The 15,051-nt window shown below is 41.4% G+C and carries 10 protein-coding genes and 1 pseudogene; 6 read left to right on the top strand and 5 right to left on the bottom strand.

Annotated elements, in window-relative coordinates; all coding sequences use genetic code 11:
* The first annotated feature begins 1 nt into the window (after position 1).
* From AACQ75_RS04260 to AACQ75_RS04250, 3 genes are all read left to right on the top strand, one after another.
* Positions 2 to 988, top strand: coding sequence for a serine/threonine protein kinase (locus AACQ75_RS04260; protein WP_170889564.1), 987 nt, complete (start codon positions 2 to 4; stop codon positions 986 to 988).
* A 30-nt stretch (positions 989 to 1,018) separates the two neighbouring features.
* Positions 1,019 to 1,618: a thiol:disulfide interchange protein DsbA/DsbL gene (locus tag AACQ75_RS04255; RefSeq protein WP_026028516.1), complete on the top strand. Its 600-nt coding sequence runs from the start codon at positions 1,019 to 1,021 to the stop codon at positions 1,616 to 1,618.
* Between the two features lie 239 nt (positions 1,619 to 1,857).
* The gene (locus AACQ75_RS04250; RefSeq protein ID WP_017049621.1) at positions 1,858 to 2,817 is read left to right on the top strand and encodes a DUF2860 domain-containing protein; all 960 of its coding nucleotides are present in this window, start codon (positions 1,858 to 1,860) and stop codon (positions 2,815 to 2,817) included.
* Positions 2,818 to 2,822: 5 nt separating this feature from the next.
* On the opposite strand, the pseudogene AACQ75_RS04245 reads toward AACQ75_RS04250, so the two are convergent.
* The 5 genes and pseudogenes from AACQ75_RS04245 to AACQ75_RS04225 form a co-directional block, all read right to left on the bottom strand.
* Positions 2,823 to 3,461 (bottom strand): annotated as a pseudogene (locus AACQ75_RS04245) (ATP-binding protein); the annotation flags it as partial.
* Positions 3,462 to 3,927: 466 nt separating this feature from the next.
* Positions 3,928 to 5,400 (bottom strand): group II intron reverse transcriptase/maturase, encoded by a 1,473-nt coding sequence (ltrA, locus tag AACQ75_RS04240; RefSeq protein ID WP_064624040.1) that lies wholly within the window; start codon positions 5,398 to 5,400, stop codon positions 3,928 to 3,930.
* A 1,091-nt stretch (positions 5,401 to 6,491) separates the two neighbouring features.
* Entirely contained in the window at positions 6,492 to 7,952 is a 1,461-nt protein-coding gene (locus tag AACQ75_RS04235) for an aerolysin family beta-barrel pore-forming toxin (protein ID WP_064624035.1), read from the bottom strand.
* 1,287 nt (positions 7,953 to 9,239) lie between these two features.
* Positions 9,240 to 9,530: a hypothetical protein gene (locus AACQ75_RS04230; protein WP_064624033.1), complete on the bottom strand. Its 291-nt coding sequence runs from the start codon at positions 9,528 to 9,530 to the stop codon at positions 9,240 to 9,242.
* Positions 9,531 to 9,544: 14 nt separating this feature from the next.
* Positions 9,545 to 10,348 (bottom strand): EAL domain-containing protein, encoded by an 804-nt coding sequence (locus tag AACQ75_RS04225; RefSeq protein WP_064624028.1) that lies wholly within the window; start codon positions 10,346 to 10,348, stop codon positions 9,545 to 9,547.
* Positions 10,349 to 10,505: 157 nt separating this feature from the next.
* On the opposite strand from AACQ75_RS04225, the gene AACQ75_RS04220 reads away from it, so the two are divergent.
* From AACQ75_RS04220 to AACQ75_RS04210, 3 genes are all read left to right on the top strand, one after another.
* Positions 10,506 to 11,537 carry an IS630-like element ISVa15 family transposase gene (locus AACQ75_RS04220; protein ID WP_026027704.1) on the top strand — a complete coding sequence of 344 codons (1,032 nt, stop codon included), beginning with the start codon at positions 10,506 to 10,508 and terminating at the stop codon, positions 11,535 to 11,537.
* Between the two features lie 129 nt (positions 11,538 to 11,666).
* Entirely contained in the window at positions 11,667 to 12,269 is a 603-nt protein-coding gene (locus AACQ75_RS04215) for a hypothetical protein (RefSeq protein WP_064624025.1), read from the top strand.
* Positions 12,270 to 12,629: 360 nt separating this feature from the next.
* The gene (locus tag AACQ75_RS04210; RefSeq protein WP_064624023.1) at positions 12,630 to 14,528 is read left to right on the top strand and encodes a methyl-accepting chemotaxis protein; all 1,899 of its coding nucleotides are present in this window, start codon (positions 12,630 to 12,632) and stop codon (positions 14,526 to 14,528) included.
* The last annotated feature ends 523 nt before the right edge of the window (positions 14,529 to 15,051 follow it).

Raw genomic sequence — 15,051 nt, 5'->3', positions numbered from 1 at the left:
CATGACCAAAGCTTCTTTCCATTTTGATGCACTCACCCCTGATACCATGTGGTATGCCTTAGAAAGCATCGGCATTCGTGCTGAATCAGGATTTCTAGCACTCAACAGTTACGAAAACCGCGTTTATCAATTCATCGATGAAGAACGCCAACGCTATGTGGTGAAATTCTATCGACCTCAGCGCTGGAGTGTTGAGCAAATTCAAGAGGAGCACGATTTCACACGCGAGCTGTACGCGGCGGAAATTCCGATTGCTGAGCCATTACTCATCAACGGTGCAACCTTACATCACTATCAGGGCTATCATTTCGCGCTATTTAACAGTGTGGGTGGGCGGCAGTTTGAAGTGGACAATATGGACCAATTAGAAGGCGTGGGCCGGTTTCTTGGACGCATTCATCACATCAGTGCCACTCGTACTTTTGTTCATCGCCCGACCATCAGCTTAGATGAGTATCTTTATCAACCCAAACAGCTATTGGAAAATGCGTCCTTCATACCTCAGCACTTGCAAAATACCTTTTTCAGTGACTTATCGTTATTGATCAACAAAATTGAACAGCAATGGCCAGTAAAATCCGCGGCCATACGCTTGCATGGTGATTGCCATCCAGGCAATATTTTGTGGCGAGATGGGCCCATGTTTGTCGATTTAGACGATGCTCGCAATGGACCAGCAGTACAGGATTTGTGGATGCTACTCAATGGCGAATTGCAAGATAAGCGAATGCAGTTGGACATTATCTTAGAGTCGTATCAAGAGTTTCACGATTTTAATCCAGCCGAATTGAAACTAATTGAACCGTTACGCGGTCTACGAATGGTGCATTACATGGCATGGTTGGCCAAACGATGGCAGGACCCTGCTTTTCCACTCGCCTTCCCTTGGTTTAATGACCCTAAATATTGGGAAAGCCAAGTGCTTGCGTTTAAAGAACAAATAGCAGCATTAGACGAGCCCACGCTCTCACTAATGCCACAATGGTAAGTCACCTTGAAGCAATAAATGGAGTACACAATGAAGAAGCTTTTTGCACTGGTTGCAACCTTACTGCTGAGTTTATCGGCTCATGCAGCCCAATTTAAAGAAGGTGAGCATTACAAAGTGCTTGATCTTGAACCCTCTAAAAATCCAACCGTGACGGAGTTTTTCTCCTTTTACTGCCCACACTGCAATACCTTTGAGCCGATCATCGCCCAACTGAAAAAGCAGCTCCCACAAGGGGTTACTCTGCAGAAAAACCATGTTTCTTTTATGGGTGGCTCTATGGGTAAATCAATGAGTAAAGCTTACGCCACCATGCTTGCCCTCAAAGTTGAAGACAAAATGGTGCCCGTGATGTTTAACCGCATCCACACGATGCGTAAACCACCAAAAGATGATGCTGATCTACGCCAAATCTTCCTAGACGAAGGTATTGATGCAGCAAAATTTGATGCCGCCTTTAATGGTTTTGCCGTCGATTCAATGGTGCGCCGCTTTGACAAACAGTTCCAAGAAAGCGGCCTTTCAGGTGTGCCTGCTGTCGTGGTTAACAATCATTATTTGGTGCAGGGACAAGGTGTTAAATCGACCAATGAATACTTCGAACTGGTCAATTACCTACTGACCAAGTAATCATTCCAAAATGAGATGAGGAGCACAACGGCTCCTCATTTTTACTTAATCAAGTTCAACCTTGCAGCGCTTTCTCATACAACCAATATTGAAACACAAGCCATCACAGCACAAAACTGTGTATGCCTAAGACAAAGCTCACTCTTCATTCATAAAACAGTCAGATTAGTTTTATCGTGTCGTCATCCAAGTTTATTCATATACTTAACCACTATTGAATCAAAGTATGGAAACTCCTAATGAATAAATACCTGTCCATGACGCTTGTTAGCGCTCTGGCTTTTCATGTATCTGCCGAACTGGCTCCAGAAACAGGTTTAAGTGGTGAGATTGCCATTAATACTATTTTTGCATCTTCCCAATCATCATTTGATACGGGTGGAGATGAGCGTATTACATCACTCGAAACAAAGAGTAGTCGGCAGTCAAACTTTGCCGTTGGGCCTTTGGGTAACCTTGCTTACACCTTCGGGGACAAACGTCAACAACAGGTTTATCTAGGCACCTCACGTGATGATATTGCCGTCGGCACTTTAGCGCTTCAGCTGGGGTATCAATATGAGATGGAGACAGGTACCGTGGTTGATGTGGCTTTTTTGCCGACCGTGATGTCTGGAAAAACCTGGGCTAACCCTTACCAACTAAACAGTCAGCGCCAAGAAACCGATGAGTCAGGAAATGCCTACCGATTAACATTCAATAGTATTCAAGGCAGCCCATGGACTATCGATGTCGCTTACGCGACCAAAGAGATCGACAACGATCAGTTTCCAAGCCCTGAACTGGCTCGTGATGGTAAAAGTTACTACCTAAAAGGGCAGTACCGTTACTCTCTGAGCCCAACCAGTTTGTTACAGCCCTCCATCACTTATATCAACCACCAAGCGGATGGCGACGCCAATACTCATCACTCTTACGCCGCCGATCTCTCCTACTTCACGTTTATCAATCGCCATAAACTGGCGCTGACCGCTGGTTATACCAAGCGCGACTATCAAGGTGGAAACTCACTGTTTAATCACACTGTGCGTAATGACGATGAACTGAGCCTATTCTTCGCGTACGAATACAGCCAATTTATGGATTGGGATGATTGGTCATTCATCGCTTTAGCCGGTTATAACCAATCGAGCTCAAACCTCTCGTTTTACGACGAATCGTCTCTCTTTACAGCGCTAGGGTTAAATTACCAATTTTAAGTTCATTACACCGCTTGTGCGGTCAGTTGTTTCAACAAGCGGTCCATTGCTCGATAGCCGAGCGCTTCCGCTAGATGGGGCTTAGCAATCTGCTCGGCCCCTTCTAAATCAGCAATCGTACGCGCCACTTTGATAATGCGATGATACGCGCGGATGGAGAGCCCTAGGCGGTGCAGTGCATTTTCCAAAAATTCGGCGTCAGCCTTAGTTAAAGGGCAATACTGTTCAATTTCTCGGCTCCCTAACAAAGCATTAACCTTGCCATTACGAATCACCATCCGTTCACGAGCAATCAACACTCTTTCTTTAACCACAGCCGTTGCTTCACCTCTTTCGCCGCCATTTGCCAGCATTCCTTTGGGAAGCGAGGGGATTTCTATCGACATGTCAAAGCGATCAAGCAATGGCCCCGATAAGCGTCCCAAATAGCGCAAAATACTCTGCGGGTTGGCTCTGGCTTGCGTGCCTTCGTAATAACCAGTTGGGCTGGGGTTCAACGCCCCCACTAATTGAAAGCGAGCTGGAAAACGCGTTTTGCCTTGCGCTCTTGAAATAATAATTTCACCTGACTCTAATGGCTCACGCAATGAGTCGAGCACTTTTCGTTCAAATTCTGGCAATTTCCTAACATCAAGTTTGAGTAATAAATATTGTCAATTTGAGGCTTTGAGTGTTGTCCGTGTTAGTGGAGCGCATCGCTTCAGATGCTAGCGAAACGGTAGGTCATTCATTTTTCTATTTAGTCGAGAAAGTAGCTATGTTATCTGTTCAATCTGACGTCTTCATCTATCCCTCCTCATGAATGAATATTCACTGAATCGTTAGGGGCAACTACTGATTCAGTCACAAAAATTCAGATAGAGAGCAAAACTACCAGCTAAAACCGTTATGCCCCAAAATGGCTTGTGTTAAGTTGTGGTAAATGATCTACCACAACTTAAGGCTTTGATTGAAAATTCACCAAAGGCGTATCAAGACCATCTGTTATGGCGCGTTAGTGTCGAGTAGACGACACCTGTTACCAAGTGTCGTCCCTCTAAGAACCCAGCGTGCAACTTTCACCGCACTAGGCTCAAGCCTTCACAAAGGCACCTGATGGCACCCAGCAACTTATAAAGCAGTGAGAGCAGGCTCATGCCAAGAGTTACGGCATGGCTTCTTTGATTTTCTCTTTGCCAAGTATTCTTGGTATTGAGGGTCAAAAGGTGTAGCGGCACTCCTGATTTTCACATGTCTCTCTATTGGCACCTTGGCTATTTGAAACAGATTGAACTGACAATCCATATCCATGATCTTCTGCCAACCGTGAAATTGCCATTGACCTTGACGGTTGATGAAGTATTTAAGGGCAATCCAAGTTCTAGATTTTGTTGGATGACGCCTTTTAGCCCAGAACCATAACGTATGGAATAGCTTGTGACCTACATATCCGAATACCTGTTTAGCCACGCAGTGTCGATAGTAATTCGACCAGCCCCTGAGTTTTGGATTTATCAGTTTGATAAGATCGTTAACAGGAATGGTTGCGTGCTTTTTGATGAGTTCGCGCAAGTTACTCAAGAACAGTAGTGTGTTGGATTTGCTCGGTTTAACGAGCAATTTCCCTTTGTACTTCCTATGATTAAAACCTAGGAAATCAAAACCTCTGTTGATGTGGGTAATGTGCGTTTTCTCTTCAGAGAGTGTTAAGCCTCTTTCTGCTAAGAAATCAGCGATCAACGGTTTGATATCGTTCTCCAGCACTTCCTTTGAAGCACAAGTGACGAGGAAATCGTCGGCGTATCCAATAAAGTTGGCTCTAGTGCCCTTTTTGAGTGCGGTGGACTTTATGCGTTGCTCAAGCCCTGCAAGAGTCATTAGCATCAAGGTTGGGGATATAACCCCACCTTGTGGTGTTCCCTCGTCAGTGCGATAGAACAGCCTTTTGTCCATAAAACCAGACTTTAACCACTGTTCCAACATACGTTTGTCTATGGCAATGTTGTTCATAAGCCATTGATGCCCGATCTTGTCGAAACAAGCTTTGATGTCTCCCTCAAGAACCCATTGAGCAGATCGTTTCATAACCAAGCATTTGAAACACTGCTCTATAGCATCGGCAGTGCTGCGGTTTGGTCTAAACCCATAGCTGTTAGGGTCAGCAAGTGTTTCTGATATTGGCTCTAGTGCAAGAAGATGAAGCGCTTGCTGCGCTCTGTCGATCATGCAGGGAATGCCAAGTGGCCTGAGCTTGCCGTTTTTCTTGGGGATGTAGATACGCTTGAGCGGTTTGGCTTGATAGGCTTTTCTGCTCAGTTGATTGACTGCTTTCATGCGACGCGTATCTGTATTCCAAATGACGCCGTCAATTCCAGGCGTTTTACTGCCTTTGTTTTGTGATACCCGCTTAACAGCAAGAAGTTTTGCCGAACGCGAGTGAGTCAGTATCCATTGCAACGCTTTCGCTTTGCCGTGTCTACCTTCTCGTGTTGCCTTTGCAATACGCATCTGAAGCTTTAAAACGTTAGATTCTACGACTTTCCAATTTATGGATCGCCATTGAGCACTGTCAGGAGAGGCACTAATCTCTTTTGAAATCATCATTTGCGTTCCTCCTTGAATAAAGTTCTTCAAATTCTCTTACAACGGAAGACCAGTCGGAAGTCAGCTCACTTTCGTGATCAGATAGAGATCTGTATCTGCATCGTTACAATGCAGCCTTCGCTTTTTCCAACATCCTCTACCTGCATCACTATCGGCCACAGAGGCTTTCCCTTAGGGAGCGATACAGGCTTACCGTGTTCCGTATGTCGCGCAATGTCAGTTTAGATGCCCGCTATGGTGCGGAGAGTTCAACGATCACGAAAGAGCATGGGGCAATCTCTTTCCGACTCTCTTGCCTTTTGGCTACAGCGTGTTAACCACTTCCGCTGCTCATTGATTAACGCACCTTGGACGGATTCACATTTGTTCATCATGCTGACTACCTAGCACTCACCCGATTTATGTGGTTATCAGGAGGATCATCCTCTCACGATTTCAATCCCGATTGGCAAATGCCAACCTTCGTTACATTGTCAGAGCCGCTACTTTATTCAGGCTCCTAGGTTCATCTGGTGATACAGATGGTTCACGCGTTGAGCGGTGAACAGCGCTTCATACGACCTCACGTCGCACGCCCCATTATCATTCAGAGTAAAAGCTCGCTTAACGGAAGAGTTGATGCCGTTATAAACGCGATCGCCATGTTATCAATTATGGATAATTGCTTCAGAAATCGATATGTCGAATCGCCCACGTTGTTTAAGAGCCTGGTTACACTCACGATCGTATATTTAATACGTCGGTATATTTCTTAAAGTGATCGCGTTTTCTATTATTGTCTTTGCAAGGAATATGTTAAAAAGCTAACCAGGATGAAAGGCAGTTTATGATAACTAAGCTTAATGCCTGTAAAGAAATTGAGGGTTATTTACTCGCTTCAACAAGACCTTGCAGCAAGCGTTAAAGGGGGAAGGCGATTCGAATCCGATGAGAAAATCAGTGCTACCTCAGCAGGTAGTCGATAATTAAACATGGACAGCTCAATAAACCTTCAGGCTGATCGAGTTGTCCATTTTACGCATCCTTAATATTGAAATTGCTTACTATAGATAATGAAATTAACAGGCTGTTAGTTAGTCACTACCTGTATTCTATTCCAAGTTGCTATCGCTCTTTTTAACAGAAACTTTTACATCTTTTAAGCCAGCATCTTCAAGTTGTCGTTTAATGTTTTTCTCCATTGACACCTCACTTCCTTCTTCTTGTGGTATCGAGGTTTGTTCAAAGTACAACTCGCCAGTATATTGATCTTCTGCGTAAAACATCCCCTTTACACGAGCTTTTTTCGGGGCTAATACCTTACCTAACCAGTAACGGGTATCGTAGGAGCCTCCATTTTTTGCAATCCAGTTCCAATCCCAAGTTTTATTTAAACCTGGGATATCACGATGATCCCATTGAAATTCTAAGCTTTTATCCTCGCCGGAAAAACGACCAATAGAAAAAGTACTGCTGATGGTAGGTCTATCTTTAGGATGCGTTAGCAGACCATTACCTCCCCAGCGCATAAAACCATTAAAACCAAGATCGTAAGAAACATCTGCATCAAAGACATAAGGATAAGATATATCTGCACGATATACATTTAAAAGTACTTTCAACGCACTATTAGCAGGGACCACTGGTCTAGCTTGCATAGAAACAGTATTACTCTCATCACCACCACTCGCAGTCCCCCACTCCTGCGTCGAACCTATAGTAACCGAGATAGACTTATCCACACCTCCGGTAACTTCTGGACTTTTGAAAGCAGTGCTAACTGCAACACTTTCACTGAAACCGTAATTATTACTCTGTGACCAATTTGTTGATGTTTTATAATTTATATCTATTACGTATTGCTGAGGGATGCTTGTTTTGTTGATTGCGGTAGATGAAATAGTATTGATCAGTTTTTTATTCGAATTAACAATCGAACCGTCAATTTTAAATGATGTAGGATCCATGGTATAAGAAAAGTTGTTGACTATGAGAGTACTTTTCTCATCGCAACGATAACCATCACAAGGTCCATTATTACCACGGACTTTCCAAGCGTTTGCGTTGGAATCCCACCAAACTTTCACATCTTGTCCGACTTTTTCGAAAGCAGAACCTCCAGCCCAAGCGTACCCCATCATATGAGCTAATTGGAAGCTAGGTATAATAAAATTCTGCTTATCATTAAGTAGGTTCCATTCTACACGCTGCTTCGAACCTTCCTCGATATAGACAGGGTCAAACTTGAGAATATTTACATCAGCCTTAAGCGGATAGCAAGCTGTTGAATCTGAGGATCCTTTTTTGATCTCTCCTTTGTAGCCTGGGCCCATTATGATCCAACCATCTGCCAAAGTAACATAAGACCATTTACCTAACTTGTTCATTATAAAGTCTTTGAATCGTAAAGCTTCATCACGAGTTATAGCTCTAAAATTAGGTTTGCACGTTTCAGCTCCAAGATTGTAATGAATCTCAGCTAGATCAGGGTAAAATTGAGTATTATCTGATGCTAATACTGAAGGTGTGTAAGTAAAAGGCAATAAACATAATAAAGTTAGTGTTTTTTTCACCGAAATCTTCCTTCTTTTATCATTAGTTGGAAAAATAACCATAATATATTTTTTTAAAAAAAACATTAATAGGGATGTATAGATTTAGTAAATGTGAGATGTTAGTTCAATTTTATTCGTCCTACCTAATTTTAATAATAAATAGCAATCTACTCATGATTGATTTTTATTTAATGGGTTGTAATTTTACAGAAGTGGAATGAGTAAAATTAAAGTCAATTATTAATGGAAAAACTTACTTTATTACAGTTTGTGACAATCTAATGGTGTGTTAATTTGAATGTATATAAAATACTGTTGAATGCATTTTAACCAATTTATATTTTTGGTTTGACTTATAAAATGATTATCTAGATGTGTAATGAAAAAAGTAAGTAAATTAATCTTTGCGGTACCTATCATATTCTCTCACATGCTGAGTAAAGTGACTTTAATAGCCTCAGTATTGGCTTTCAATCCGGACAAAATGAAGGTTTGGATCAAAATTTAGGTTCCAATTTTTCAGAAAAAGAAGAACAAGGCCTTATGGGCGTATATGCTTCGCTATCTTCTCAGTAACTAATAATGTCTTCGTGGAAACTGAATTTTCAGGAATGAACACTGGAAAAAACTCTCTTTAGTTTAATCGTCTTTAAAGTCCATTATACTCATTCATTAGAAATGTTTTTATGCATGTTAGGTGTTTAAGGACCAAACATGTGTTGGAGAGAGAGCGCCTTCTAACTGATTGATTTTTTTACAAATATATCTAATATTTGTAATAGGGATTCTAATTTCAAAAAAGAAATTTAAATATCGTATTTTTGAGAGCGGACAAGACTAATCGATGGGCTATCGCTCTACTGACAGTAGTTTATGCTATTGCTTCTTATAATGTTATCGGGTTCATAAGTGATAGCTTTTTAGATAGGTAAAGCCTTGTTGCGTAAATAGATGGAACTAAGCCTCTAATCTACGATCTGATCAGCTACATTGGCCTTCCATCGTAGTATCATGCCTAGACCTCGTTACAAAACAACTAACTGGAAACAGTATAACAAAGCTCTGAATAGCGGTTAGAGAGGGCCATGAACACTTCGACTGAACCAGTTGTTAGGCGGGAAATTACACCTGAAGAGCTACAACGCTCAGGTTGATGAAACTTACTCAATGCCCGAAACTCATGATATCGTTTTAGAATCAAGCTCAATGGGGTCGGTATACCTTCTCTCTGAATTAAGTAACAAAGCCTATAACGCATCAAGTTCATGTACAGGTTCTTCAACCTTATCTTTAACGTAGGTTCTATTATTCAACGCTATTCTCTATCTCTGATTTCCAATCTTTAACCTCAACATTACGCTCGTCAAGCATCAATAACGCGGTCACATAGATAGCTAAGGCAAGTTTGTCAGGTAACTCTGCCGGTTCATCTGAAATCACGAGAGGCGCGGATTCATTTAAAGAATAACTAGGTTCAGGTGTTTTCCTACATACGATACTATCGCATGTATGGGGATAGAGATAATTCGCCTCGGCTCTGACAAACCCACACACTAGGGCATAGAAAAGTGCAACAACGCAAACTCGGAACAACATATAAATCATCCTAACTAAAACAACAAAGAAAGCGACTGCAAACTATTTAAGTTAATCATTTCGGCAAAGTAATAAAATTCCTCAAATGCTAAAGGTGGTGCACATAGATAACCCTGCACTTCAACGGAATCGCAGGTTTCATGAATAAAGCTCAACTGCTCTTCTGTCTCTACTCCTTCTACCACAAGATTGACGCCAATGGCGCTTGCAATGCCGCACACTCCCTCCAGTATGGAACGGCTAACCTTGCAACTTTCAATATCTCTGACAAACGAACGGTCTACTTTTAATGTATCTATTGGAAGCATTTTTAGCGTACTTAGAGAAGAATAACCCACACCGAAATCATCAAGAGCAATTGATATACCCTCTTTCCTCAACCTCTCGAGGGAAGAAGTAAGCTCCGTATAGTTTTCGATAACTTGTGTCTCAGTAATCTCTATTTCAACTAACGAGGTAGAGAGACCAAGCTCATTCAGTAAAACGATTAACTGCTCAACATGAGCAATATTTATAAGTTGTTTGTAGTGGTAGTTAATAGAAACACCGATATCATTCAAAGCATGAGAACGTGTCCAACACAAACAATAGTTAATTGCTTTTTTAACTATTTGACTTGTCATTTCTTCTAGAAGGCCAAATGACTGAACTTTATTTAAAAACCGATTTGGAGCGATAACACCCGAATGATAAACCCACCTTGCTAATACTTCACATCTGACCACTTTACCTGTATCGAGAGACATAATTGGTTGAAAGTAGGGTTCGAATTCATTGTTCCGCAAAGCTATTTCTATATTTTCTTTGGAGACTATCATTCAACCTCGCTCTAATTTCATCAAAACCGAGGGAGCTTATAGAAAGTTCAATAATCATTCAAGATGAAATTAAAACCAAACAAAAAAATCATCAATATATACCCGTGATCATTGAAGATGCTTGATTTTCAATAGAATCAGGATCATGCTACAAACCATGAAAATCACACTGACTCCTCAACAGAAACTGCAACTCGAACAGATGCACGACATTGAGCGTGATAGTCGAGTTTGCGACCGTATTAAGGCTGTTTTGCTGGCTTCTGAAGGCTGGAGTCAGACTATGATTTCACAAGCTCTTCGTATTCATGAATCGACCGTTGCACGTCACCTCAGTGACTACGTACTTTCTGAAAAACTTAAGCCTGAGAATGGAGGAAGCCAAAGCAAGCTTTCTGCTATTCAAACCATGCACCTAATCGAGCATTTGACTGAGAAAACCTATTCTCATACTCATCAAATTGTCGCCTATGTTAAAGAGACGTTTGGGCTTGATTATACTGTTTCTGGTATGAACAAATGGCTTCACCATAATGGTTTTAGCTACAAGCAACCGAAAGGCATACCACACAAGTTTGATGAAGCAAAACAGCAAGCATTCATAGAGGCGTATGAAGCGCTAAAGGCAAGCTGTGGCGAGGATGAATCGATAGTCTTTATCGATGCAGTTCACCCAACACTATCAACAAAGATATCGCATGGCTGGATACGTACTGGTCAGGATAAAGTGATTGAAACAACGGGTAATCGTAGCCGATTGAACATTATTGGCGCACTGAACCTGTCGGATATTGGTGCAACCATTGTTCACGACTATGAGAGCATTAACAGTGAATCGATTGTTCGTTTTTTCTGTAAGTTAAGAGAGAGTTATTCGTTAGCCCATAAGCTTCATATCATCTTAGATGGTGCGGGATATCACCGCAGTGACTTAGTCAAAGATGCGGCGTTTGTCCTGAATATTAAACTGCATTATCTTCCACCTTACAGTCCAAACCTCAACCCAATAGAGCGGCTATGGAAAGTAATGAATGAGAAGTCGAGGAACAACGTTTACTTCAAAAGAAAACGGGACTTCAAGGCGGCAATAGACCAATTTTTTTCTGTGACTCTTCCAGAGATCGCAGGCTCTTTGACATCTCGAATTAATGATCATTTTCAGGTTCTCAAGCCTGCATCTTCAAGTTGATTCGGTATAAACAATAAAGATAAATTATTAAGAAATATAATCAATTGTATAAAAATATTACCAAAAATAATGTTTGATCATTTATAAAATAACCATTATTTTCTACACCTAAAAACAGGAAGAAAAACAATGAGAAAAGCAAACATACTTATAGGTTTTATTTTAATAACACCTAATTTAGTGAATGCTGAAACGAATTATTTCAATAGTTTTAGTTTTGGATTACAAGCAGGGCAAAATAATGGCCTTGAGCAATATTTAGGCTCATCATACGCTAAAAAAGGTGAGCAAGACCTTGTCGGTGGATATGCGACGTTAACGACAACATTCAACAGACACGTATTTTTTGAAGCCGAATTTACAGGAATGAGTACGGGCAAAACCCAATATCGAGATCATTATGCGGGGCTCGGTATTAACGGTTACGCTAATGGTGCTTTCCCATTTCTATCATTGGGTATAAATCGAATTGATGTAGAACGTGGGAGTGGCAAATTTAATGAGTACAGTCCCTCTGCTCACCTTGGCGTAAAGTTTGTCCCTATCAGCTTCTTAACATTGACTCCTAGCTATCGTTACTCTCATGTTGATAAAGATCCGATGAATAAATTCTCTTTGACAGGTGAAATAAACTTTACAGATCACTTCGCTCTTGAGCTCGGTGCTAGCTATAAAACTTATCGAGAATCTGAACAATGGTCTGGTATTTCTGGTTTAAAATTCTATTTCTAAATAAACCAAGTAAATGACTATATCAGGGCAACTGTATTTATCTTAGTTGCCCTGAGGCTTTGATGTGATGGAAAGTTATTTGACTTACTTGGCTAAAGTAGACAAGTGGGATATCGCAAACGATGTTTTTCGTAGATACAACTTACGCAAGCCGAAATCAGAATATCTTGTGAAATTGTTACTCGAGTTTAAAGCTAAAGAAGCTAACTCTAGGCTATGACAATTCACTGCTTGCTGGCTCCTCAAATCCTTTACTCTCAAAATCTGACCATTCATAATCGCGACTCATCACTGCGTTGTTGAGTTATTTATATTCTCTAACGTTGAATTTAATTAGTCTCAAAAAGGGTTCATTTCGCTATGTTTAGTCGTCTAAAACTGAGTGTACAACTCTATATTTCTTTTGGTGTTATCTTGCTGTTACTGTCTGTCATCTCTCTTACCTCCCTTGCAGGCTTTAACCAAATGCAAGCTGGGTTTGTAGATTACAGAGGGCTGGCAAGGGATACCAATTTGGCAGGTCGAGTTCAGGCTAATATATTGACAATGAGATTAGCCGTACTCAACTACATTAACACGCAATCCGATAACTCAATCACGCAATATGAAGACCGGAAATCCCAAATCGTGGATTTCCTGCAAGAAGCAGAAAAAGAAATTCAGACCCCCCAAAGAGCCGCTTTGGTGCAAAGCATCATCTCGGAAGTCGATGACTACCAGCATGGTTTTGAGCAAGTGGTTCAGTTGTTTGGAAAAAGAAATCAAATCGTAAAGGAGAAATTGGAACCAAATGGTTTGACCATGCGACAAGCACTATCAGACATTATCGTCTCTGCCTACAATGACAACGACGCAGAAGCTTCATTCTTTGCGGCACAATTACAAGAACACCTTTTACTGGCTCGCCTTTACGTTACCAAATACCTGGTTACTAATAGCCAGGAGGATGCCCAAAGAGCCCGGCAGAAGCTTTCTGATGAAATACCAGTATTCCTGAAAAAGCTGGATAACAGCCTTCAAAACAGTGTCAGGCGGGCTCTGCTCATGAAAGTCACGGATAGTCATTCGCAATACCTTGAGGCATTTAATAGTGTCGATAGCACTATAAAAGAGCGGAACGACCTCATCAACAACACCTTAAATGTTATTGGAGCAAAGGTGGCAGGTGATATTGAGAAAGTAAAACTATCCGTAAAAAATGACCAAGATGTGCTGGGTCCTAAAGTGCAAACGGATACAGAGAATAACTTAACCATCATTATCGTAACCTCTTTGATTGCATTTATCCTGGGCGCTACGGTTTCTGTATTCATGCCTAAAATGATTATACGTCCGATTGGCGGAGAGCCTCGGGAAATGATGCAGTTAGCAGAACAAATTGCTAATGGTGACTTAACCCATCAATTTGACAGCAAAGTACAATCTGGCAGTGTATATGCTTCCCTGAGAGATATGTCCACCAACCTGAAAGCGCTCATTAGCCAGATTCTGGAATCTAGTCAGGTATTGGCTTCAACGGCTGAAGAAACCTCGGTTGCCTCTGAGCAAACCACCGCAGCGGTTGCTAATCAGCAAACTGACACAGAGATGGTGGCAACTGCAATCAACCAAATGACCAGTACCGTCAATAATGTTGCACATAATACGGAAAATGCTGCACTGATATCGAAAGAAGCGCATGACAAGACTGAAGAGGGCATAACTATGCTCAATAACAGTATGGCATCGATTGACACTTTGGTTAATAATGTCACGAGCACAGCACATGATATGGACGCACTGGTACAAAGTACTGACCAGATTGATCAGGTACTTACAGTAATACAAACCATCACTGAACAAACAAACCTGCTGGCACTTAATGCTGCAATTGAAGCAGCCAGAGCAGGTGAGAATGGCAGAGGTTTCGCGGTAGTTGCAGATGAAGTAAGACAATTAGCCCAAAAGACGCAAGATTCAGCTGCCGATATACAAGACATTGTCTCTACGGTTCAGGGAGCGGCGAAAACGTCAGTGTCTAAGATGCAAAAGAGTGTTGAGCAGGCAGAATCCACGAGCTCGGTTTCTCGAAGAACAGTCGAAGCTTTCGAAGAAATTAATATTGCAATGGCAAAAATTGACGACATGATGGCTCAGATTTCAACTGCATCAGAAGAGCAAGCTCAAGTTAGTGAAGATATCAACAAACGAATTTTGCACATTAGCGAAGTGTCGATAGAAACTTCAGCCAGCTCTCAACAGTTGCTTGCGGCAAGTTAGGAAGTTGCTCGTTCTGCTGAAACATTGACAGAATACACAAGAAAATTCAAAGTCTAACTCATCTCAATAGGAATTTATTAGCCCAAAATAAAGATTTACCCATGAACGGCAGTATTCGTGGGTAGATTTAATTTTGTTTATATATGCATTTAGGAGGCATTATTATGCAACCATGCGAGCTTTTGATGCGCTTAAACCATGATTGAAAATATCCAAAACCTTCCATCTCAGACACTGCTTAAAGCGGTGCCTGATTGCATTTTGAGATACGAGAAGTTATCTCAAAGCGGGATAGTAGAGTATTTATGTTAACTCGCTTGTGTCCATAGACGTGGCAGCACGTCTTTGCCCCAAAGTTTGTTAACGTATTTACTCAGCGGCAGAACACACCACTGGAATTGCAGTACTTTTCCTAATGGCTGACGGTTGAGGGGCGGTGCTCGGAAACTCCCAAAACCGAGCAAAAATGTTAAAGTTAAGCAGAAAGTGCTTGTTGCATAACTACTCATTTTAGCTCTTACCC

Source organism: Vibrio sp. B1-2 (assembly GCF_963888445.1).
GTDB classification, from domain to species: Bacteria; Pseudomonadota; Gammaproteobacteria; order Enterobacterales; family Vibrionaceae; genus Vibrio; species Vibrio anguillarum.
This window is presented reverse-complemented; position numbering and strand designations above follow the sequence as displayed.